Source organism: Streptomyces sp. WAC 06738 (assembly GCF_003945505.1).
Taxonomy (GTDB): domain Bacteria; phylum Actinomycetota; class Actinomycetes; order Streptomycetales; family Streptomycetaceae; genus Streptomyces.
Genome location: NZ_CP029618.1, coordinates 3,875,633 through 3,897,369 on the forward strand (window position 1 = coordinate 3,875,633; position 21,737 = coordinate 3,897,369).

The 21,737-nt window shown below is 74.0% G+C and carries 20 protein-coding genes, 1 pseudogene and 1 riboswitch; of the genes and pseudogenes, 11 read left to right on the top strand and 10 right to left on the bottom strand.

Annotated elements, in window-relative coordinates:
• The first annotated feature begins 183 nt into the window (after positions 1 to 183).
• On the top strand, positions 184 to 801 hold the full coding sequence (locus tag DMB38_RS16760; protein WP_125935880.1) for a Repetin: 618 nt from the start codon (positions 184 to 186) through the stop codon (positions 799 to 801).
• 263 nt (positions 802 to 1,064) lie between these two features.
• Positions 1,065 to 1,817 (top strand): hypothetical protein, encoded by a 753-nt coding sequence (locus DMB38_RS16765; RefSeq protein WP_125935881.1) that lies wholly within the window; start codon positions 1,065 to 1,067, stop codon positions 1,815 to 1,817.
• A 24-nt stretch (positions 1,818 to 1,841) separates the two neighbouring features.
• Here the strand turns inward: DMB38_RS16765 and DMB38_RS16770 are convergent, their stop codons facing one another.
• Entirely contained in the window at positions 1,842 to 2,600 is a 759-nt protein-coding gene (locus DMB38_RS16770; protein WP_125935882.1) for a GNAT family N-acetyltransferase, read from the bottom strand.
• 328 nt (positions 2,601 to 2,928) lie between these two features.
• On the opposite strand from DMB38_RS16770, the gene DMB38_RS16775 reads away from it, so the two are divergent.
• On the top strand, positions 2,929 to 3,504 hold the full coding sequence (locus DMB38_RS16775) for a DUF4240 domain-containing protein (protein ID WP_125935883.1): 576 nt from the start codon (positions 2,929 to 2,931) through the stop codon (positions 3,502 to 3,504).
• A gap of 58 nt (positions 3,505 to 3,562) precedes the next feature.
• On the opposite strand, the gene DMB38_RS16780 is transcribed toward DMB38_RS16775, so the two are convergent.
• From DMB38_RS16780 to thiC, 3 genes are all read right to left on the bottom strand, one after another.
• Complete coding sequence (locus DMB38_RS16780) at positions 3,563 to 4,867, bottom strand: serine/threonine-protein kinase (RefSeq protein WP_164716023.1); 1,305 nt, start codon at positions 4,865 to 4,867, stop codon at positions 3,563 to 3,565.
• Positions 4,849 to 6,699 carry a protein kinase gene (locus DMB38_RS16785; protein ID WP_240662713.1) on the bottom strand — a complete coding sequence of 617 codons (1,851 nt, stop codon included), beginning with the start codon at positions 6,697 to 6,699 and terminating at the stop codon, positions 4,849 to 4,851. Before DMB38_RS16785 ends, DMB38_RS16780 begins: the two co-directional genes overlap by 19 nt.
• Before the next feature lie 173 nt (positions 6,700 to 6,872).
• Positions 6,873 to 8,681, bottom strand: coding sequence for a phosphomethylpyrimidine synthase ThiC (gene thiC / locus DMB38_RS16790; RefSeq protein ID WP_125935886.1), 1,809 nt, complete (start codon positions 8,679 to 8,681; stop codon positions 6,873 to 6,875).
• A riboswitch (TPP riboswitch) is annotated at positions 8,674 to 8,805 on the bottom strand. It overlaps the preceding gene by 8 nt.
• A 67-nt stretch (positions 8,806 to 8,872) precedes the next feature.
• On the opposite strand from thiC, the pseudogene DMB38_RS16795 reads away from it, so the two are divergent.
• A pseudogene (locus DMB38_RS16795) lies at positions 8,873 to 10,105 on the top strand (YibE/F family protein); the annotation flags it as partial.
• Between the two features lie 258 nt (positions 10,106 to 10,363).
• Here the strand turns inward: DMB38_RS16795 and DMB38_RS16800 are convergent.
• The gene (locus DMB38_RS16800; RefSeq protein ID WP_047020110.1) at positions 10,364 to 10,576 is read right to left on the bottom strand and encodes a DUF5326 family protein; all 213 of its coding nucleotides are present in this window, start codon (positions 10,574 to 10,576) and stop codon (positions 10,364 to 10,366) included.
• A gap of 137 nt (positions 10,577 to 10,713) precedes the next feature.
• Positions 10,714 to 11,031, bottom strand: a complete 318-nt coding sequence (locus DMB38_RS16805) for a cupin domain-containing protein (protein ID WP_101423481.1) — start codon at positions 11,029 to 11,031, stop codon at positions 10,714 to 10,716.
• A 56-nt stretch (positions 11,032 to 11,087) separates the two neighbouring features.
• On the opposite strand from DMB38_RS16805, the gene DMB38_RS16810 reads away from it, so the two are divergent.
• The 6 genes from DMB38_RS16810 to DMB38_RS16835 all read left to right on the top strand — a co-directional run bounded on the left by DMB38_RS16810 (position 11,088) and on the right by DMB38_RS16835 (position 15,801).
• Complete coding sequence (locus DMB38_RS16810; protein WP_125935887.1) at positions 11,088 to 11,462, top strand: phage holin family protein; 375 nt, start codon at positions 11,088 to 11,090, stop codon at positions 11,460 to 11,462.
• Between the two features lie 117 nt (positions 11,463 to 11,579).
• The gene (locus DMB38_RS16815; RefSeq protein ID WP_125935888.1) at positions 11,580 to 12,101 is read left to right on the top strand and encodes a low molecular weight protein-tyrosine-phosphatase; all 522 of its coding nucleotides are present in this window, start codon (positions 11,580 to 11,582) and stop codon (positions 12,099 to 12,101) included.
• The gene (locus DMB38_RS16820; protein WP_125935889.1) at positions 12,098 to 13,108 is read left to right on the top strand and encodes a fructosamine kinase family protein; all 1,011 of its coding nucleotides are present in this window, start codon (positions 12,098 to 12,100) and stop codon (positions 13,106 to 13,108) included. The genes DMB38_RS16815 and DMB38_RS16820 overlap by 4 nt, the downstream gene beginning before the upstream one ends.
• On the top strand, positions 13,105 to 14,334 hold the full coding sequence (locus tag DMB38_RS16825; protein WP_240662312.1) for a cystathionine gamma-lyase: 1,230 nt from the start codon (positions 13,105 to 13,107) through the stop codon (positions 14,332 to 14,334). The genes DMB38_RS16820 and DMB38_RS16825 overlap by 4 nt, the downstream gene beginning before the upstream one ends.
• Before the next feature lie 153 nt (positions 14,335 to 14,487).
• Positions 14,488 to 15,162: a WGxxGxxG family protein gene (locus DMB38_RS16830; RefSeq protein WP_125935890.1), complete on the top strand. Its 675-nt coding sequence runs from the start codon at positions 14,488 to 14,490 to the stop codon at positions 15,160 to 15,162.
• A gap of 165 nt (positions 15,163 to 15,327) precedes the next feature.
• Positions 15,328 to 15,801 carry an NUDIX hydrolase gene (locus tag DMB38_RS16835; RefSeq protein ID WP_047016761.1) on the top strand — a complete coding sequence of 158 codons (474 nt, stop codon included), beginning with the start codon at positions 15,328 to 15,330 and terminating at the stop codon, positions 15,799 to 15,801.
• A gap of 7 nt (positions 15,802 to 15,808) precedes the next feature.
• Here the strand turns inward: DMB38_RS16835 and DMB38_RS16840 are convergent, their stop codons facing one another.
• From DMB38_RS16840 to DMB38_RS16855, 4 genes are all read right to left on the bottom strand, one after another.
• On the bottom strand, positions 15,809 to 16,441 hold the full coding sequence (locus DMB38_RS16840; RefSeq protein WP_125935891.1) for an HAD-IB family phosphatase: 633 nt from the start codon (positions 16,439 to 16,441) through the stop codon (positions 15,809 to 15,811).
• A 97-nt stretch (positions 16,442 to 16,538) separates the two neighbouring features.
• Complete coding sequence (locus DMB38_RS16845) at positions 16,539 to 17,420, bottom strand: hypothetical protein (RefSeq protein ID WP_125935892.1); 882 nt, start codon at positions 17,418 to 17,420, stop codon at positions 16,539 to 16,541.
• A 176-nt stretch (positions 17,421 to 17,596) separates the two neighbouring features.
• The gene (locus DMB38_RS16850) at positions 17,597 to 18,601 is read right to left on the bottom strand and encodes a metallophosphoesterase (protein WP_047016764.1); all 1,005 of its coding nucleotides are present in this window, start codon (positions 18,599 to 18,601) and stop codon (positions 17,597 to 17,599) included.
• A gap of 449 nt (positions 18,602 to 19,050) precedes the next feature.
• The gene (locus DMB38_RS16855) at positions 19,051 to 20,145 is read right to left on the bottom strand and encodes a LacI family DNA-binding transcriptional regulator (protein WP_125935893.1); all 1,095 of its coding nucleotides are present in this window, start codon (positions 20,143 to 20,145) and stop codon (positions 19,051 to 19,053) included.
• 503 nt (positions 20,146 to 20,648) lie between these two features.
• Here DMB38_RS16855 and hisC point away from each other — a divergent pair.
• Positions 20,649 to 21,725, top strand: coding sequence for a histidinol-phosphate transaminase (hisC, locus tag DMB38_RS16860; protein ID WP_125939086.1), 1,077 nt, complete (start codon positions 20,649 to 20,651; stop codon positions 21,723 to 21,725).
• The last annotated feature ends 12 nt before the right edge of the window (positions 21,726 to 21,737 follow it).

Here is a 21,737-nt window from a genome sequence, read left to right on the forward strand (position 1 = left end):
GGCCGGGAGCCTGCCCTGGTCAGGTACAGCGTGTCATGCCGGGGAGGTAGCGGTAACGGGTGGTGGGGCAGACCACGGGGGTACGTCGCTTGCCGCCGCGGGCTGACGCGGCGCGCCCCGGCCTCGGGCGAGGCTGCTGAGACCCGGATCGTCCGGGCCGACAGCCCTTGAGGAGCAGCTCTCTTGCGCTACGTACGCAGCAACCGCCTTCGCGCCGTCGCCCTCGCCGCCGCCCTGCTCGCGACGGCCACCGCCGGCACCGCCGCCGCGGCCGGCGAGGCCCGCACCGACGACCGCGGCGCCGGGAACGTCCACGATGCAGGCGGCACGGACAGCGCCCCGGGCGCCGACCGCGGGCAGCGGCCCGCCGCCTCCCTGACCGGCACCGCGAAGCTCACCCGGTCGCTCGGCGACGACATCACGTTCTCCTTCGACGCGCGCCTCGCCGCGAAGCACAACGACGACCCCCGCCAGGCGACCGGCACGTTCCGCTTCAGCCACTACCTCGGCGGCGAGGGCGCGTGGGCGGAGGCGGACGTCGACTGCCTCGTCACCGGCGGCAAGGTCGCCGTCGTCTCGGGTGTCATCACCGACACCGACCTCCCCGGCGCGAAGGGCCTGCGCGTCGGCGTCACCGTCCACGACCAGGGCCGCCACGACCGTCTCGGCTATAGCTGGGCGGCCACGGGCAGCCCGGTGGAGGACAAGGACCTTGCGCCGTGTGTGAGTTCCGCGCCGTTCGAGAAGGTCAAGGGCGGAACCGGCGACTTCCGGGTCCAGCCCTGGCAACCGGAACTCTGACCAGCGGAGCCAGTACCGCCGGACGCCCGACCAGAGTCACGCCCACTGCGGGCGCGCCCGGAGCCGTGACCCGCGCGCCCCGCCCACGGTACGGTCCCGGGGTGAGGTGATCTCCCGCGCGGCGCCAGCCGACCGCCGGCCGCAGCCCGCCACCGGCGGCCCGGCCGGCGGCCGCGAGCCCGCCGCGGACGACGCGGGCGGCTCCCGGCAGCGGGGAGCCGCCCGGCCGGCCTGCCCGCCCCGATCCCTCCGGAGACCACCGCATGACCGCCGAACACCAGCACCCCCTCGCCTACGCCGACTTCGTCGCCCGCGCCACCGCCGACCCCGCCGTCGTCGGCCTCGTCCTCAAGGGGTCCCAGGCCCACGAGGGCATGGCGACCGAACGCTCCGACCACGACCTCTACGTCGTCGTCGCCGACGGTACGGCCGGTGGCCTCACCCGCCTCCACGGCCACCGCTCCGCCGCCCTCGATCTCCTCGTCCTCCCCCTCGCCGACTTCCGCGAACTCGGCGGCGCGCCCGGCTTCGAGCGCTACGCCCTCGCGCGCGCCCGCGTCGTCCTCGACCGCCTCGGCGGCGGCATCGCCCGCGTCCTCGCCGACGCCGCCCGGCTCGACGCAGGCGAGGCGTTCCGTGACGCCGCCGCGCTGCTGGACGCGTACGCCAACTCCCTCTACCGCTCCGTCAAGAACACCCGCGACGGCCACCCCCTCGCCGCCCGCCTGGACGCCGCCGACAGCGCCCGGTACCTGCTGGAGCTGGTCTTCACGCTGGAGCGCCGCCCGCGCCCGTACAACAAGTACCTGCGCTGGGAGCTGGACCGGCACCCGCTGCCCGGCTGGCCCGGCGACGAGTTGCCCGCGGCCGTGGACCGCATCACGTGCACCGGGGACGCGGGGCTGCAGCGCGCCGTGTTCGCGCGGGTCGAGCCGGTGGCCCGGCGGGCGGGCCACGGCGGTGTCCTCGACGCCTGGGGCGAGGACTTGCACCTGATGCGCCCGCCCCGGACGTGAGCTCCTCGGCCCGCCGCGCCGGGTCTAGTCGGGCAGGGAGACGTACAGGCGGGTGCCGCCGGGGCGGTAGCCGACGCGGGTGTACGTGCCGCGGGAGCTCGCACCGGAGTACTCCAGCCACACCGACCCCGCCCCGCGCTCGAACATCGCCGACGTCAGCGCCGCGGTCACCGCCGCCGCGACGCCGCGGCGGCGGTGCGCGGGGCGGGTGCCGACGCCGGCGAGTTCGGCGGTGTCCTCGGCCGGCGGCGAGCACGTCGCGCCGCCGGCGCAGCCGCCGTCCCCGGCCCGCACGAACCGCACCTCCCCGCCGTCCTCCCCCAGCCGCCGCAGCCGCGCCGCGCCTTCCGCGGACGCGGCGAACGCACCGCCGAACGCCTCGGCGAGCGCCGCGTCCAGCGCCCGGAACTCCGCGTCGGTGGCGGGGGTTTCCACCCGCGGGTGATGGCCGCCGGGCAGGGGGTCGGTGTACGTGTGCGGGGTGCAGACGAGGTATTCGTGCACCGCCTCCGTCTCGAACCCCGCCGCCCGCAGCGCCCCCGCCACCAGCGGCGCGGCCTGCGGTGCGAACTCCAGCCGCGGCAGCAGCCCCCGCTCCCGGAACGCGCCGACGAGCGCGGCGACGTCGGCGGGGGTGGGGGCGGTGCCGGGCAGCGGGGTGGCGTAGTTGAGGTAGGGGCTGTCGGTGCCGACGGCGAAGCCGGCGACGAAGCCGCCGGTCTCGACGACGTCGGGGCGGCGGCGGAGGTTGGCGACGGCGAAGTTCTGGACCTGCTTGTCCATGGGGGTAGCCACGGTGGTATCGACCTCACGAAGTCTCTGACGTGCGCAGACAGGAGAGAGCGTGGGGCCGCCGTACGGGACGGGCGTGTCCGGCGTTGAAGAGCGGGCGGCTCCGCTACGGAAGCGGGCGGGCCGCTCGGCGCCGACGGCGGCCGCTGACGGGCGCCGGGATCAAAGGCTTCGTTCCTCACCGTGAGTGCGCCGGCGGTCGGCCGGCGGAGGCGTCCGCGGGCGCGGACGGCGGCCAATGTCCCACGCGGGCCGCCGCCATGCAACGGCTTTGCGGGATGAGACCGGAATGTCAGTGGGGGCTGCCACAGTACGGGGCATGGACATCGACCGGTTCTGGCATCTCGTCGAATCGGCGCGCTCGTCCGCGGCGGCGGACGGCGTGCCCTTCGACGAGGCGCTCGTGGGACTCCTCGCGGGGCTCCCCCGGCAGGAGATCCTGGCGTACGCGGAGCGGTTCGGCGAGGTGCACGGTGCCCTGTACCGCTGGGACGTGTGGGCGGCCGCGTATCTCATCGGCGGGGGCTGCTCGGACGACAGTTTCATGGACTTCCGCGCCGGGGTGATATCCCTCGGCCGCGAGTGGTACGAGCGCGTCGCGGCCGCGCCGGACAGCCTCGCCGAGCACCCGGCCGTCGCCGAGGCCGCGCGGGACGGCCACGACGAGGTCCTCTTCCACGAGGAGGTGAACTACGCGGCGGGCGCCGCCTTCGAGCGGCTGACGGGCAGCAGGGACGCCTTCCACGAGGCGTGGGCGGAGTACCGGCCGGCGGACGGCGAGGCCGGCACGGCACCCGACATGGGGGAGGACTTCGACTTCGACGACGACGGGGAGATGCGGAAACGCCTGCCACGCCTCGCTGAGCTGTATCTCCGGACGGCGGACCGGATGTAGGGGGTCCTCGTTCCGGTGCGCGTACGCCCGGGGCGTACCCGGCGAACCGGCCGCCGGGTCACCCCGCGGCGAGGGCGACCACGATCGCGATGATCGTGGCGAGTACGGCGAGGAGGCCGAGGACGAGGAAGCTGAGCCCGGCGCAGTTGCCGACCAGGCTGCCGGCGGCCCGCCACCCTCGCGGCGTCAGCCCGGCGAAGCGCCGCGGGGCACGGGGCCGGGGCCCGGGGCCCGGCGCGGGCTCCGGTGTCAAGGCCGCGGCGGGCACGTCGGGTTGCGGGTGCGGGGCCCGGGGACCGTCTCCGGCGGCACCGGGATCCACGGCCGCCGCCTCCGGCGTGGGCTCCCGCGCTGCCGCCTTCTCCCGTACGGGCGGCCCGGCCCCCACCCCAGCGGACCCACCCGCCCCCGGCGCCGCCGCGCGCGTGGCCCCCGCCCCGTACCGTTCCGTCAGCTCCCTTCCCTGCCGCTGGTACGCCAGCACGATCCCCGCCCACCGGTCCGGCATGCCGGACCACGACGAGCCGGCGGTACCGGCAGCCGCGCCCGCCTCCTCCGCCAGCGCGCGCAGCGCCACCGGGTCCGGCCGGGCCGCCGGGTCGAGGGCCAGGCAGGCCCGCACGAGGCCGAGCAGCGGCTCCGGCACGGCGCCGAGGTCCACCGCACCGCGCGCGACGAGCGCCAGCAGACGGACCGGGTCGCCGGTGTCCGGGCACGGCGGCCGGCCGGTGGCCAGGGTGCAGAGTGTGGCGCCGAGTGCGTAGACGTCGCACGCGGGCGTCGCCGGCTCGCCGCGCGCCTGTTCCGGGGCGATGTACGCGAGGGTGCCGAGGGTCAGCCGGGTACGCGTGAGGTCGGTGGCGTGTGAGATGCCGAAGTCGATGACCTGGATGCCGTCCGCGGGCAGCAGCACGTTCTGCGGCTTCAGGTCGCGGTGCACGACGCCGACGGCGTGCAGCGCCTGGAGGGCTGCCGCGCAGTCGGCGGCGAGCCGGGCGACCGTGGCGGAGTCGGCGGGGCCGCCGCGCACGGTGAGTTCGCCGAGGGAGGGCGCCGAAACGTAGTCCGTCGCCAGCCACGGCCGCGGGGCCGCCGGGTCGGCGGCGCGTACCCGCACGGTGTGCGGCCCGGCCACCCGGCGGGCCACGCCGACCTCGCGGGCGAACCGCGCCCGGTCCGCGTCGTCGGCCTCTCCCTCCGCCAGCAGGGTCTTGACGGCGGCCAGTTCGCCCGTGGAGGTCTCGACGGCGAGGTAGACGCGGCCCATGCCGCCCGCGGAGAGCCGGGCGACGAGCCGGTACGGGCCGAGGTGGCGCGGGTCGGCCCGGTGCAGCGGGCCGGGAGTCACGCCGAGGTCAGGCACAGCATCCGCCCCCTTTCGGTGAAGAGGTACCGCACCTGCGTCGTGCCGGGGCATCCGTCCTCGCCCTGGACCAGCGCCAGTACCCGCAGCACCGCGCGGCCCTCCGGGACGGTGTCGGCGCATCCGACGGTGGTGGCGAAGACCGCGTCATCGGTGAGGGGCGTGACGTCGAGAAGGGAGCCGTCCTGCGGCTCGGCCCCGATCACGCACTCACCCTCGGTGAACCGCCGCTCCAGGCAGAGGCTGACGACTCCCGCGTCGCTCTGCCGGGTCCACGCGACCGCCGCGTCGGTGCCCATGCAGCGGTCGACGACGCCGCCGTCCTCCGTCGCGATCACCTTCCAGGGCGTGTCGGTTCCCGGGCCGCAGGCGACGGTCTCGGGGGCCTCGGCGGTCCAGCCGCGTGCCGGGTCCAGGCCGGTACGTACGCACTCGCCCGGCGATACGCCGGCGAACGCGCGGTCGGTGGCGTCGGGTTCGCGCGACTGCTCGGACCGGTAGTAGCCGTAGGCGCCGACGCCTGCGAGGAGCAGGAGGAGGGAGGCCATGAGCGTCTGCACGGAGCGGACGAAGGTCCGCGCGCCCCGGCCGGGCCTGTCGGCTTCCCCGTCCGGCACGTCCCGTGCGTCCCCCGCGCCCCCCTCATCCCGCCGCGGCTCGGGCTCCGGCGTCGCCTGTGGTCCGGGGCGGTGCGCTTCCCGTGCGGCCGTCGCCTCCGGCACCGTCCCTGCCGGCTCGCGAACGGCCGTCGCCTCCGCTGTCGGCTCGCGTACGGTCTCCGGCTCCTCCCGTACCGTCTCCGGCGGCAGTTGCGTCGCGCCCGGCGCCCCGCCCGCGGGCCCCGGCCACTCCTGGCCCTCACTGCTTTCCCGCAGCACCCGCGGGTCCGCCGCCAGCGCCCGCCCCTGTCGCGCGTACCCCTCGATCAGCCTCGCCCACGGCGCCGGCAGCCATCCGCTCGCGTCCGGCACCGTCGGGAACTCGGCCAGTTCGAAGGTGAAGAGGTCCAGCAGCTCCGCGGTCCGCGGCCGGTCGGCGGGGGAGAGCGCGAGGCAGGCGCGAACCACCGGGGCGAGTTCGTCCGGTAACCCGGCCAGGTCGGTCCGGCCCTCCGCCACGTAGGTGAGCAGCAGCAGCATCTCGGTGTCCGCGGGATACGGCGGGCGGCCGACGGCGAGATGGAAGAGGGTGGCGCCGAGGGAGTAGACGTCGGAGGCCGCGGTGGAGGGCTCGCCGACGGCCTGCTCGGGGGAGGTGAAGGCGACGGTGCCCAGGGTGAGCTGGGTACGGGTCAGGTCGGCGGCGTGCGAGATGCCGAAGTCGATGAGGCGGGGGCCGGCGAGTTCGAGCAGCAGGTTCTGCGGTTTGACGTCCCGGTGCACGATGCCCTGGCGGTGCAGCTCCGCCAGCGACTCCAGCGCGCCCCGCGTCACCCACCGGGCCCCGGTCCCGGCCAGCGGCCCGGCACGGCGCACCAGTTCCGCCACGGAGGGGGCGGGCACGTATTCGGTCGCCATCCACGGGCGCGGCGCCTCGGGGTCGGCGTCGAGGACGCGCGCGGTCCGCACGCCCTCGGCCCGCCGGGCGACCTTCACTTCGCGTGCGAAGCGGCGCCGGTCGGTGGCGTCGATCTCGCCTTCGGCGAGCAGGGTCTTGACGGCGGCCAGGGAGCCGTCGCGTACGGAACGTGCGAGGAAGACGCGCCCCATCCCGCCGGTGGCGAGCCGCCCCAGCAGCGTGTACGGGCCGAGCGCCGCCGGATCGTCCTCCTGAAGCGGCCGGATGTCCGCACCCTCGCCCGCGGCAGAACCGCCCGGCGTCTCCCCCTCCACGGCCAACGGGCCCTCCTCCGGGTCACGTTTGCAGGAGAGAGTGTAGTCGCGGCCATGACACGGAGTTGAGACCGCGGCGAGGGTTGGTCGCACGGGGCTCGCGGGCGTGTGCGCAGAGATCGGTACACCGGCGGGAGGGGCAGAGAACCGAGGCCCTGCCCCTCCCCCGGGACTCAGTCGGTCAACGGCAGGTAGACCCGGTTGCCCGTGGCGGCGAACTCCCTGGACTTCTCCAGCATGCCGCGTTCGATCTCCTCCGCGGTCAGCTCCGCCCGGTCGTCGGAGCCGAAGCGTTCCGTGATGTTCCTGCTGATCTTCATCGAGCAGAACTTCGGACCGCACATCGAGCAGAAGTGGGCCGTCTTCGCCGGCTCCGCCGGGAGGGTCGCGTCGTGGAACTCGCGGGCCGTGTCCGGGTCCAGGGCCAGGTTGAACTGGTCCTCCCAGCGGAACTCGAAGCGGGCGTCCGACAGGGCGTCGTCCCAGTCCTGGGCGCCCGGGTGGCCCTTGGCGAGGTCCGCGGCGTGGGCGGCGATCTTGTACGTGATCACGCCGGTCTTGACGTCGTCCCGGTCCGGGAGGCCGAGGTGTTCCTTCGGGGTGACGTAGCAGAGCATCGCCGTGCCCCACCAGGCGATCATCGCCGCGCCGATGCCGGACGTGATGTGGTCGTAGGCGGGCGCGATGTCGGTGGCCAGGGGGCCGAGGGTGTAGAACGGGGCCTCTTCGCAGATCTCCTGCTGGAGGTCGACGTTCTCCTTGATCTTGTGCATCGGGACGTGTCCCGGGCCCTCGATCATGGTCTGCACGCCGTGGGACTTCGCGATCCGGTTCAGTTCGCCGAGTGTGTGCAGCTCCGCGAACTGCGCCTCGTCGTTGGCGTCGGCGATCGAACCGGGGCGCAGGCCGTCGCCGAGGGAGAACGTCACGTCGTACGCGGCGAGGATCTCGCACAGCTCGTCGAAGTGGGTGTAGAGGAACGACTCCCGGTGGTGGGCCAGGCACCAGGCGGCCATGATCGAGCCGCCGCGGGAGACGATGCCCGTCTTGCGGCGGGCGGTGAGCGGGACGTAGCGCAGCAGGACGCCGGCGTGGACGGTCATGTAGTCGACGCCCTGCTCGCACTGTTCGAGGACGGTGTCCTTGTAGACGTCCCAGCTCAGTTCCTCGGCGCGGCCGTCGACCTTCTCCAGCGCCTGGTAGAGGGGCACGGTGCCGATGGGCACGGGGGAGTTGCGCAGGATCCACTCGCGGGTGGTGTGGATGTTGCGGCCGGTGGAGAGGTCCATGACCGTGTCGGCGCCCCAGCGGGTGGCCCACGTCATCTTCTCCACCTCCTCCTCGATGGAGGAGGTGACGGCCGAGTTGCCGATGTTGGCGTTCACCTTCACCAGGAAGTTCTTGCCGATGATCATCGGTTCGGACTCGGGGTGGTTGACGTTCGCGGGGAGCACGGCGCGGCCGGCCGCGATCTCGTCGCGGACGAAGGCGGGCTCGACGCGCTCGCGGAGCGCGACGAACTCCATCTCGGCGGTGATCTCCCCGCGTCTGGCGTACGCGAGTTGGGTGACGGCCGCGCCGCGGGCGCGCCGCGGCTGGCGCGGGCGGCCGGGGAAGACGGCGTCGAGGTTGCGCAGGCCGCCGCGGGGCGAGGTGTGTTTGAGGCCGTCGTCCTCGGGGCGGGGCGGACGGCCCGGGTACTCCTCGGTGTCGCCGCGGGCGATGATCCAGTTCTCGCGCAGCGGGGTGAGCCCGCGGCGTACGTCGGTGTCGGTGGTCGGGTCGGTGTACGGCCCGGACGTGTCGTACAGCGTCACGTCCTGGCCGTTGGTGAGGTGCACGCGCCGCACCGGGACCCTGATGTCGGGCCGTGCGGGGTGCTCGAGGTGGTCCTTGTGCCAGCCGATCGCGCTGGTTTCCGCGGACTTCGCGGATTCCGCGGAGTCCCCGGTGGCGGGCGTACGTGCATCCGAAACGGTCATGGAGACCCACTCCCTACGCCGGCATTACCCGGTAACAGGTTCGGCGGTCGGCGCAGCCTCGGTCCGGATCCGGATCCGTCAGCGCCCTCTCAGCCCGGTGCTCCGAGCTCCCGCGGTGTGCAATTCGCCGACCACGCTAACCGCTGCACGCACCGGTACGAAAGAGGGCCCCGGAGGACTCCTGCGATGATCTGGCGGTGACACATTCGCACAGCCACCACCACGGCGCCCCCGCCCCGCCCGCCTCGCACCGGCTGCGCAGGGTGATCGCCGCGGTGCTCGTCCCCTTCGCGCTGGCGGTGCTCGCCGGGCTGATCGCGCTGTGGCCGGGGAGTGAACCGGCGGGCGAGCGCAGCGGCATCGGCTTCGACCAGGAGCGGCAGCGGGCGAAGGTCACGAAGGTCGAGGAGGTGAAGTGCGCGGACGTGGGCGCACAGATCCAGGAGCAGGGGCCGCCGGGCGGCGGGGCCGACACCGACGAGCCGCGGCCCGACGAGGACGCGGTGTGCGAGCAGGCGACGATCGAGGTGACGTCGGGCAAGCACGCCGGGCGGACCTTCACGGAGATCGTCGCGCCCGACGCGTCCCGGCGGTACGAGGTGGGGCAGGAGCTCGTCGTCTCCTACTCGCCGAAGGCGCCGCGCGAGTTGCAGTACGCCGTCTCCGACGTGGTACGCACCGTGCCGATGACGGCGCTGGCGCTGCTCTTCGCGGTCGCGGTGGTCGTCGTCGGGCGGCTGCGCGGGCTGGCGGCGCTCGCGGCGCTGGCGGTGAGCTTCGCGATCCTGATCCTGTTCATCCTGCCGGCGATCCTCGACGGGTCGAACCCGCTGGTGGTGGCGGTGGTCGGGGGCAGCGCCATCATGCTGATCGCGCTCTATCTCTGTCACGGCTTCAACGTGCGTACGTCCGTGGCCGCCCTGGGCACGCTCGCGTCGCTGCTGCTGATCGGGCTGCTGGGGTCGCTGTTCATCGGCTGGTCGAAACTGACCGGGAACACCGACGACTTCACGGGGCTCATCCACACCCAGTACCCGGACATCGACATGAGCGGGCTGCTGCTCGCGGGGGTGCTGATCGGCTCGCTCGGGGTGCTCGACGACGTGACGGTGACGCAGGCGTCCGCGGTGTGGGAGCTGCGGCAGGCCGATCCGTCGGCGCCGTGGCGGAAGTTGTACGCGTCCGCGATGCGGATCGGGCGTGATCACATCGCGTCGGTGGTGAACACGCTGGTCCTCGCGTACGCGGGGGCGGCGCTGCCGCTGCTGCTGCTCTTCACGATCGCCGACCAGGGCGTCGGCACGGTGGCGACGAGCGAGTTCGTCGCCGAGGAGATCGTACGGACCCTCGTGGGCAGCATCGGGCTGGTCGCGTCGGTGCCGCTGACGACGGGGCTCGCGGCGCTCGTCGTCTCCGCCGACCGCCGCCACGGGGCGGGGCCGGGGCCGGGCCCGGTGCCGGGTGCGGAACCGGGCGGGGGCTGGGGACCGGGTGCCGGTACGGGTACGGGAGCAGATCCGCGTACTGGACCGGGACCGGGTTCGGGGCCGGGCGCCCCTGAGGGCTGGGCGCCGGGCACGGGCTCCGGCGCTGCCGCGGCTCCCCCGAGGGCCGCTCCCGCCGCCGGGGCGGCGGCGGACGGCGGCGCCGGAGGTAGCGCCGGAGACGAGGGAGCCGGCCGGCTACCAGTCGTTCTTCGACGACGACGCGGTCATGAACTTCCGCACCAGGAAGATCGCACCCGCGATCAGCGCCGCGGCCAGCAGCACCTTGAAGAGCAGGCCGATGATGAAGCCGACCAGCGCCATGATCAGGCTGCCGAAGACCACCAGCACGATCGCCGGGATCAGCACCCACGTCACCCACCACGGCAGTCCCGCGGTGATCTCTTTCACGGACACGGTCATTCCTCCTCCGGTACGCCGGGGTTGTCCCGGTGCCTTCGATGCTAGGACGCCGGGCGGGCGGATGGGAGTGCCCCCTGCCCCGGTCCATCCCGGAACGAACCCCGAGGCGACCCTGAGGGACTGATTCACGCCTCGGGTGGAGAGAAGACCACCAGAACCCGGAGATCCTCGGTGATGTGGTGGAAACGATGCGGTACGCCCGCCGGTACGTAGACGACGCAACCCCTGCCGACCTGCAGGGTTTCGTCGCCGACGGTGACGGAGCCGCGACCGCTCATGATCACGTAGACCTCGTCCTGGCGATGGGGCTGCTGCGGATCGGGCGCTCCCGCGTCCAGCGCGTAGAGGCCCACCGACATGTTCCGCTCGCGCACGAACTGCAGGTACGCTCCGTCGTTCGCACGGCGCTCCGCCTCGAGGTCGTCCAGCCGGAATGCCTTCATCGTGCTCCATCCTCCGCGCCCACGGTGCTCCCGACTACCTCTGGAACGATCAACCCATGAAGACTTTCCTGATCAAGACCCTCGCCAACGCGGCGGCCCTCGCGGTCGCGGTCTGGCTGATCCCCGACGTCGGGCTGACCGGTCACGACAACGCCGACAAGGCCGTCACACTGCTGCTGGTCGCGTTGATCTTCGGCGTCGTGAACTTCATCGTCAAGCCCCTCGTGCAACTCCTGTCGCTGCCGCTGCTGGTGCTCACCCTCGGGCTCTTCACGCTCGTGATCAACGCCTTGATGCTGATGCTCACCTCCTGGATCGCGGACAAAGCGGACTTGAGCTTCCATGTGGATGGATTCTGGACAGCGGTGCTCGGCGGACTGGTGATCAGCATCGTGTCGTGGGCGACGAGCATGGCCCTCGACCGGGACTGACGGCCGCGCGCACCGGCACGGACCGGAGCGGCGGCCTCCGGGGCCCGGGAACCGGCGCGGGAACCGGCGCGGGAACCGGCCGCCGGCACCGGGCGCCCGCGCCCCGGCTGAGGCAGGATGGACCGCATGCGAACGAGCGAACGCCCCCTCCCCGCGCCTTTCCGCGTCTGCTTCGTCTGCACCGGCAACATCTGCCGCTCGCCGATGGCCGAGGCCGTCTTCCGCGCCCGTGTCGCGGAGGCGGGGCTCGACGGCGAGATCGAGGTGGACAGCGCCGGCACCGACGGCTGGCACATCGGCGAAGCCGCCGACCCGCGCGCCGCCGCCGTGCTCACCGGGCACGGCTACGAGCTGGTGCACACCGCCCGGCAGTTCACGCCCGACTGGTTCGCCGAACGCGACCTCGTCCTCGGCCTGGACGGCGGGCACGTCCGCAGGCTGCTCAAGATCGCGCCGACGCCCGTCGACGCCGAGAAGGTGCGGCTGCTGCTCTCCTTCGCGCCCGACCTCGACCTGACCGACGTCGAGGACCCGTACTACGGCGGCACCCGCGGCTTCGAAGAGGCTCTGGACCTGATCGAGACCGCCGCCGAGGGTCTGCTCCAGGCCGTACGCGACGAACTCACCGCCCGCCCGTGAACCCTCCGCCGGCCGGCGCCGCGCGGGGCGCCGGGAACGACCCCCGGGCCGTCGAGGCCCGCGCCGCCGCGCTCGCGGGCGCTCCCGTACGGACCGCGCGCCCCGTCGGCGGCGGGGACATCTCCGCCGCGCACCGCCTCGAACTCGCCGACGGCCGCCGCGTCTTCGCCAAGACCCGCGTCGGCGCCCCCGCGGACTTCTTCGCCGCCGAGGCGCACGGCCTGCGCCTCCTCGCGGAGACCGGCGCCGTCCCCGTCCCCGCCGTGCTCGGCGAGGAGCCCGGGATGATCCTGCTGGAGTGGATCGAGCCGGGCCCCGCGACCCCCGCGCAGGCCGAGCGGCTGGGCCGCGACCTCGCCGCGCTGCACGCCACCCCCGCCGCCGCCTTCGGCACCCCTTGGCCCGCCTACATCGGCTCGCTCCCGCTGCCGTCCCCGGACCCACCGGGCACACCGGATCCGCCCGGCACCGCGGCCACCCCCGGCCCTCCGGATCCGGCTCCGGAACCACCCCCTGAGCACACCGGACATGCGCCTGCCTCCCCCGCTGACTGGCCCGCCTTCTACGCCGGGCACCGGCTGCTTCCCTTTCTACGCCTCGCCACTGACAACGGCGCCCTCACGTCCGCCGACACCCGCGCCGTCGAGCGCCTCTGCGACGTGATCGACGAGGTCACGGGCCCGCCGCAGCCGCCCGCCGTCATCCACGGCGACCTCTGGTCCGGCAACGTGCAGTGGTCGGCGGGCGACCGCGCGTACCTCATCGACCCCGCCGCGCAGGGCGGCCATCCCGAGATCGACCTCGCGTTCCTGGAGCTCTTCGGCTGCCCGCAGCTCGGGCGGCTGCTCGCGGCGTACGAGGAGGTGCGCCCGCTGCCCGGCCGCCGCGGCCGGGTGCCGCTGTACCAACTCCACCATCTGCTCGTGCACGCCGCGCTCTTCGGCGCCGGCTACGGCGCGCAGTGCGGCGCCGCGGCGCGCGCGGCCCTGGAAGGAGCCGGCCGATGACCCCGGACGACGCCCCGCACGCGGACCCGCCCCCGCGGCACACCGCCGAAACCCCCGAAGCCCCCGAAGCGACGGCAGCCGACGCCACCCGCGTCGTACGCGCCGGCCTCCCCGCCCCCGAGCCGTACGAACCCGCCCTCCCCGGCCCCGTCTTCGCCGCCCACTACCACCTCCCCGGCGACGTCACCGCCGCCCCCTACGACTACGGCCGCGACGCCAACCCCACCTGGACCCGCCTCGAAGCCGCCCTCGCCGAGCTGGAGTCGCCCGGCGTCCCCGCCGAGGCCGTGGCCTTCGCCTCCGGCATGGCCGCGATCACCGCCGTCCTCATGGCCGTCCCCGGACCGCCGCGGGACGGGGACGGGCCCCGCGGCCACGTCGTCCTCCCCTCCGACGGCTACAACCTCGTCCCCGGCGGCCTCCGCGCCCTCCTCCAGGAGCACGGCACCGACGTCCGCACCGCCCCGACCGCAGGCGACGCCCAGGCCGAACTCCTCGACGGCGCCCGCCTGCTGTGGCTGGAGACCCCCTCCAACCCCGGCCTCGACGTCTGCGACGTCCGCCGCCTCGCCGCCGCCGCGCACGCCGCGGGCGCGCTCGTCGCCGTCGACAACACCCTGCCGACCCCCCTCGGCCAGCGCCCCCTGGAGCTCGGCGCCGACCTCTCCGTCGCCAGCGGCACCAAGGCGCTCACCGGCCACGGCGACGTCCTCCTCGGCTACGCCGTCACCCGCGACCCCGCGCTCGCCCGCCGGCTGCGCACCTGGCGGAAGACCGCGGGCGCCATCCCCGGGCCGATGGAGGCGTGGCTCGCGCACCGTTCGCTGGCGACGCTGGAACTGCGCACCGCGCGCCAGGCGGCGAACGCCCTCGCCGTGGCCGAAGCGCTGCGCGCGACGCCGGGGGTACGGGACGTGCGCCACCCCGGCCTGCCGTCCGACCCCGCGCACGCGCTCGCCGCGCGCCAGATGCGCGCCGGGCGGTACGGGTGCGTGGTGGCGTTCACGCTGCCGGACCGGGCCGCGGCGGAGCGGTTCCTGGGCGCGGCGCGGCTGGTCGACGAGGCGACGAGCTTCGGCGGCGTGCGCTCGACCGCGGAGCGGCGCGGGCGCTGGGGCGGGGACGCGGTGCCGGAGGGCTTCGTCCGGTTCTCCGCGGGCGTCGAGGACACCGCGGACCTCGTCGCTGACCTGCGCGAAGCGCTCGCGTACGCGCTCGGTAGCTGACTCCGTACATAACCAGACAAAGTATGGCCAAAGCGACAAAACTCGCGTAAATCGGTAATGCATGTGTTCATGGTGTGTGGGGGAGCCGCGGGCACGCGGATCGGGAGCCGCGTCGAGACGCCCGTCGGCACAGCTCTCAAGGGAGATCACACCATGCGTAAGATCGCCGCAACACTGGGAGCGGCCGGGGTCATCGCCCTGGCTCCCCTGACCGGCGCGAGCGCGCAGCCCGCCGCCACCCCGGCGGACAACCCCCAGACCACGGTCCAGCAGGAGCAGGGTCCGCGCGGCCCGAAGGGCGACAGCGCGAGCAACTGGGGCCTGCTGGGTCTGGCCGGCCTGCTCGGCCTCGCCGGTCTCGCGAAGAAGTCCGGCACGAGCCACCGCCGCGGCGACGTCTCCGACCGCGCCGCCCAGACGACGGGCACGCGCCGCGAGTACGGCATGGAGCACGACACCCACGGGCACGCCCGCGGCCACGGCAAGGACGCCGGCCAGACGAACAAGTCCGGCGAGGAGATGCGCGGCGGCGAGCAGGGCAAACACGGCAAGCACGGGGGCAAGCACGGCAGGCACGGGATGCACGGCGACAAGCGCGGCATGTCCGGTGACACGTCCGGCACTTCGGCTTCGTCCGGCATGAAGGGCGGCGAGTCCGGCGGCGCGTCCCGTACGTCCCCCTCGCCCGACCCCGGCCGCACCACGCACAGCGACATCACCGGCGGCACCGCGCACGAGAGCAAACCCGGCACCGACGAGAGCGGCACCACGCACCGGGTCTTCGGCAAGGACGAACCGGCCCCCGGCGACGACGACAAGCGGCGGTGACCGCCCAGGCGCCCCACCGCCGGATCACCGCCCGTCCCGTCGCGCCCCGCGCCCCCGCGCGCCCGGCGCGGCGGGACGGGGGTGCTCACGCCGTACGCACCGCTCCGCCGCATTCCTCCGCCGGCCGCGGGTTTCGACCACCGCCCCGCGTGCCACATACATCCCATGACCGTGTCCCACCGGCCGGTGGTCAAGCGCACCGCCCGCGCCGTCCTCCTGGACGGCGACGAGATGCTGCTCATCAAGCGCACCAAGCCCGGCCGCGAGCCCTACTGGATCACTCCCGGCGGCGGTGTCGAGCCCGCGGACGCCTCCGTCGTCGCCGCGCTCCACCGCGAGGTCGACGAGGAGCTGGGCGCCCGCGTCACCGGAGTCGTCCCCGTCTTCGTCGACACCGTCCCCGAGGACGGGCGCGGTGTGAAGGTCCAGCACTTCTTCGCCTGCCGGCTGGCGTCCATGGACCCGGCCCGGCGCCACGGCCCCGAAGTCGACGAGCCCTGCGGCGAGTACGAGACGGTGCGCATCCCCTTCACGCGCGAGGGCGTCGACTCCGTCGACGTCGTGCCGCCCAGCCTCCGCGCCTATCTGCGGACGAACATCGAGGGCGTCCTGGCCGTTCTCGCGGACGACTTCGGCTAGCGGCCCCTCACCCGCCGGTGAGGGTCAGCGCGTACGCCTCCCGCAGGTCCCGGCCGCTGTACGCGTGCGAGGCGAGGCCGCTCACATGGTGGTCGGCGTTGACGGCGACCGACCGGGGCACCACCGCGAAGAGGTCGGTGTCCGACATGGAGTCCCCGTACGCCACGCAGTCCGCCCGCGTCAGCCCGTACTCCGCGCAGAGCAGATCCGCGATCCGCACCTTGTCGGGCGGCCCGAGGATGCCCGCCATGTCGACGGGCTCGCGGAACGGCAGCGCCGGGAACCGCGACCCGTGCGCCGCGTGCACCCCCCACTCCAGCAGCCGTTCGACGAAGAAGCCGGGCGCCAGGGAGATGACCGCGCAGCGCTCCCCGCGGGCGGTGATGTCCGCCCACACCTCGCGGATCCCCGCGAGCCACGGCGCGCCCGCGAACGCCCGGCCCAGGATCTCGGGCGTGAGGCTGCTCCACATGCCGTGGGCGTGCTCGGCGTAGTCGTACGTGTCGATCTCGCCGGAGACGAACGCCGCGTCCAGCGCCTGGAACTCCGCGACCAGGCCGAGTTGCCGCGCCAGCTCGATGTTCGCGGAGGAGCCGTGCAGCAGGGTGCCGTCCATGTCGAAGATGTGCAGCCGGGACATGGCGTGAGGCTAGGACGTGCGCACGCCCGCGGACAAACGATTACTCGCGCCGCACCCCGCGCCGTGCCGCGGCAAGACACGGCAGGGCACCGCGAGGTCAGTCCGGGTCGTGCTCCGGGCCGCCGTAGTCGGGGCTGGTGAAGTCGGGGCTCGAATAGCTCGGTCCGTCCTTCGACTGGCCGTCGTCGGGGCTGGAGAACGCCGGGCGCGAGTAGCCCAGCCGCGGGGTGCGGGTGGCGGTCGGGTCGGTACGCACCGCGGGGTACGCCCCGCCGCCCCCGGCACCGCCGCCCTCGGGTCCCGCGTCCGGGCCGCCGCCCTCGGTGCCGCCGGCGAGGGCCTGCTCGATGAAGGGCTGGATGCCGCGTTCGAGGAGCGCCGTGCGCCACTCCTCGCGGGCGCGGTCGACCTGCTCGGTCAGGTCCCGGCTGGCCGCCGCCCTGATGGACGTCGAGCCGTTGCGCACCGCCGTCAGCAGCAGCGCGACCATCGAGATGACGATGGCGGCGGCCGCGAGGATCGCGAAGATCCAGCCCGCCTGGCGCATCGAGGAGGCCACGGACGGCTCGGGGTTCATCAAGTGCAGGAGATAGCCGACGAGAAGGAAGATCACCGCCGCCGTACCGGCCAGCACCGGCACCAGCACCGCCGCCGCGGCGGCCACCCCCGCACTGGAGTTGCCGCCCTGGGCGCCGCCCCGCGCGCCGGAGAAGCGGATACCGTCAGGGCCGCCCAGCGTCCCGCCGCCCGCCGAGGGGCGGCGCAACTCCGTGCGCAGCCCTACATACCGCTCGTATTCGGCCGACGCGGTCGCGGAAATCTCGGCCGTGGCGCCGAGGGCCCGGGTGCGGAGCTGCTCGGGGTTGAGCGGCCGTCCGCCGCCGGCGCCGACCGTGAACTCGGCATTGTGCAGCGCGGTATCGAGGAGCCGCTCGAACTCCGGGCGGTCCTCGGTCAGCAGATGCGACGCACTGGTCATGTGCTTGTGCTCCCCCGGATGGGCAGGCAACAAGGCAAACGGGGACGGAGCGTGCCTGCGGCGCTAGGCCCTGGGCGGCAGAGCCTATTACCGATGGTAGAGCGCTTCGCGTATGGCGGATAAGTGTCTTTTCAGAAAAGGAGGTTCCGTATTAGAGCACGCCAGGCGGGCGCGCGCTACCGCCCGACCAGCGGAAGTCGCACGACAAGCAGTTTTCCGGCCATGGTGACCCCCCCGTCCATGGCGATGGCCAGGTCGTCCGCGTAGATGTGCGGCCCCTGTACGGAGGCGCCGCGCTCCTCGGGATCGGTGTCCTCGCTGGGCACTTCCCCGAGCAGATACGGGATCGGGCTGTGCCCGTGCACCAGCCGCTCGCCGCCGTACCGGCCCAGCAGTTCCCGTACCGCCGAGGGTCCCGTCTCCTCGTCACGGAAGGCGAAACGCTTGGTGAACTTGCGGAAGAGATCCCACACCTCGTCCGCCTCCGAGCGGGCGAGGATGTCGTGGATGGTGTCGTTCACGCCCTCGATGGAGTCGCCGTAGTCGAGGTACGCGGTGGTGTCGGAGTGCACCAGGAGGTGGTCGTCCTCCTCGTGGATGGCGTCGAGCCGCGCCATCCACTGCAGGTGGACGTCCTCCAGCCGCTCCATGTCGGTGCGCTGGCCTCCGTTGAGGAGCCAGGCGGCCTGGAAGGAGGCGGTGCCGGCGCCGGAGTTGACCGGCGTGTCGCCGAAGCGCTTGGCGCCGAGCAGCAGCAGCTCGTGGTTGCCCATGAGCGCCTTGCAGTAGCCGCCGGCGGCCGCGGCCTCGGCGGACAGCCGCATGACGAGGTCGATGACGCCGATGCCGTCGGGGCCGCGGTCGGTGAAGTCGCCGAGGAACCACACGCGGGTGTTCCCGGCGATCCAGCGGTCGGCCTCGTCGACGATGCCCTGGGCGCGCAGGGCGGCGCGCAGCTCGTCGAGATAGCCGTGGACGTCGCCGACGACGTACAGCGGGCCGTAGCCGCCGCTCTCGCCGCGCCTGATCACCGGCAGGTCGGCCTGGGTCGGGGTGTACCCGTCGTCGGCGTGCCCGAAGGCGTCACCGGCGGCCGGCGCCGCGGGGACGGGAGGCGCCGCCCCGGCGGGCACCCCAGCCGTGGTCCGCAGCCCCGGCGTCTGACCGGCCCCCTGTTGCATCGAACCCCTCCACCGCCTAGCCGTTCTGCCACCGGGACACGACCCGGCCGCCATGGGACCAGGTGCCGCTCCCCCGTGCTGGTGGAGGAGATCCGCGGTGTGCGTGCGCCCATCATAGAAATGCCTGTCCCGCCTTGTGCGGTACCAGGGGCCGCCAATTGGCTCCGGCTGCGGAAGACGGCGCCCTCCGGACCACCAGAACCGGGCAAACGGGGCACGACCGGCGCCGGGCGAGGACCGGGTGAGGCCACCGGGGGTCATGAGTTGCCGTACGGCGCGGGCGCGGGCGGGTCCGTGCCGGGCGGGCGCGGCGGGGCGTGCCTCGGCGCGGGGCGTCGCCCGGGGTGTGCCGCGGTGCCGAAGGGGGCGTACGGCGGGGGTCCGGCGGCGGGGGTGCGGGTGGCCGTACGAGCCGGGCGTGAGCCGGGTCGTACGGCCGGAGGACTCCGCTACGCCGGGCGGCGCGGGGCGCTGACGACCGTACGCGGCGGGCGGCGCTGCGAGGACGCCCGCACGATCAGATCCGTCGGTATGACCTGCTCGATGGGCCGGCCCGCGTCGACTCCCTCGATGGCGTCGATCAGGAGCTGGACGACCGCCGTGCCGATGCGGCGCGGCTTCAGCGAGAGCGTGGTGATGGGCGGGTCGGTGGAGGCGTAGCCCGGGGACTCGCTGCAGCAGACGAGCATCAGGTCGTCGGGCACCCGCAGGCCGTAGCGGCGGGTGGCGGCGAGGAGGTCGGTGCCGTTGGGGTCGAAGAGGCCGTAGACGGCGTCCGGGCGGTCCGGGCGGGCGAGCAGCCGGTCGGCGGCGACGGCGCCCGCGCGGGGGTCGTGGGCGGGGTAGGACTCGTACACCGGGTCCTGTCCGACGCGCTCGCACCAGGTGAGGTACGCGGTGGTGGACAGCCGGGTGTAGGTGTCCGTGCTGGTGCCGGTGAGCAGACCGATGCGGCGGGCGCCGGCGTCGGCGAGGTGGTCGAGCAGGTCCATGACGGCGGCCTGGTGGTCGTTGTCGACCCAGGCGGTGACGGGCAGGGAGCCGCCGGGGCGGCCGTCGCTGACGACGGGGATGCCCTGCCGGACGATCTCGCTGACGACGGGGTCGCCCTCGGCCGGGTCGATGACCACGGTGCCGTCGAGGGCCACGTTGGACCACACGTCGTGCCGCGAGGTCGCGGGGAGGATCACCAGCGCGTACCCGCGGGCGAGGGCGGCCGAGGTCGCGGCGCGGGCCATCTCGGCGAAGTACGCGAACTCCGTGAAGGTGAACGGTTCTTCCCCGTAGGTCGTCACCGTTAAGCCGATGAGTCCGGACTTGCCGGTGCGCAGCGCGCGGGCGGCCGCCGACGGCCGGTAGCCGAGGCGGTCGGCCACCTCGCGGACGTGCCGGCGGGTCGCTTCCGGCAGCCGGCCCTTCCCGTTCAGCGCGTCGGAGACGGTGGTGATCGAGACGCCCGCGGCGGCGGCGACATCCCGGATGCCCGCCCGCGCCAGCTTGCGGCTGGGCGGCCGGCTCACTTGCGGTTGAATCGAGCCGGTCATGCGCCTTCTTTCTTCAAGCACGTACGTGGTCCCCCGTGCAAGCCGCGTAGTCAGGCAGGCTTGTCATCGCGAGCTGATAGTAGGGCTCGGATGGCTCGATTGCGGGAGAATCCGAACCGTAACTGACAGGCACGATTCTGCAGGAGCGCAACGGTCAAACGACCATGGAATGCCAAGTGGTTGCACCATTGTCGGCCATCGGTCCATGGCGCAAGCTGGGTGGCACCTGCCATGGTACGAAGGTCTCGAAGAGGTCTCAGTCACCTTCACGGGTGATGCGCGCCATGGCGTCCGCCACCCGTGCGCGCCAGGGTGGATGCGCCCCCTGCGGGTGCGGCCCCGTCCGCGGCAGGCGGAACGGGCCGGCGGGAACGGCGCGTAACGGCAGGGTACGGGCTCGGTCGAGGAGGACCGCGGTGACGAAAGACAAGACTCCCAGGGCCGCTGAGGCCGCTGAGACCCCGGAGGCTCCCGGGTCTGCCGGGGCTGCTGCGACGCCCAGGCTGCGGGCCGCGCTGGCGGGCATTCCGACGTACAAGCCGGGGAAGCCGGCGGCGGGCGCGGGGCCGGGGGCGGCAGCGTACAAGCTCTCCTCGAACGAGAACCCCTACCCGCCGCTGCCCGGCGTGCTGGAGGCGGCGGTGGCGGCGGCCGGGAGCTTCAACCGCTACCCCGACATGGCGTGCGCCGCGCTCACCGCGGAGCTCGCCGAACGCCTCGGCGTACCGCCCGGGCACATCGCCACCGGCACAGGTTCCGTGGGTGTGGCACAGCAGTTGCTGCAGGCGACGGCCGGGCCCGGGGACGAGGTGATCTACGCCTGGCGGTCGTTCGAGGCGTACCCGATCATCACGCAGATCTCGGGCGCGCGGTCGGTGCGGGTGCCGCTGACGGCGGAGGAGCGGCACGACCTGGACGCGATGGCGGACGCGGTGACGGACGCCACCCGGCTGATCTTCGTCTGCACGCCGAACAACCCGACGGGCACGGCGGTGCGCCGCGGGGAGCTGGAGCGGTTCCTCGACCGGGTGCCGGAGGACGTGCTGGTGGTGCTCGACGAGGCGTACTGCCAGTTCGTCCGGGACGACGGCGTGGACGGGGGCATCCCGGACGGGCTGGAGATCTACCGGGACCGGCCGAACGTGTGCGTGCTGCGCACCTTCAGCAAGGCGTACGGGCTGGCGGGCCTGCGGGTCGGCTTCGCGGTGGCGCACGAGCCGGTGGCGGCGGCGCTGCGGAAGACGGCGGTGCCGTTCGGGGTGAGCCAGATCGCGCAGGAGGCGGCGATCGCGTCGCTGCGGAGCGAGGACGCGCTGCTGGAGCGGGTGGAGTCGCTGGTCGTGGAGCGCACGCGGGTGCGGGAGGGGCTGCTGGCGCAGGGCTGGACGGTGCCGGAGACGCACGCGAACTTCGTCTGGCTGCGGCTGGGGGAGCGGAGCATGGACTTCGCGGCGGCGTGCGAGGCGGCGGGCGCGGTGGTCCGGCCGTTCGCGGGCGACGGGGTCCGGGCGTCGGTGGGCGAACGCGAGGCGAACGACATCCTGCTGGCGGTGGCGGAGGAGTTCCGCAAGGAGCTGTAGGCGGGGGCCGGC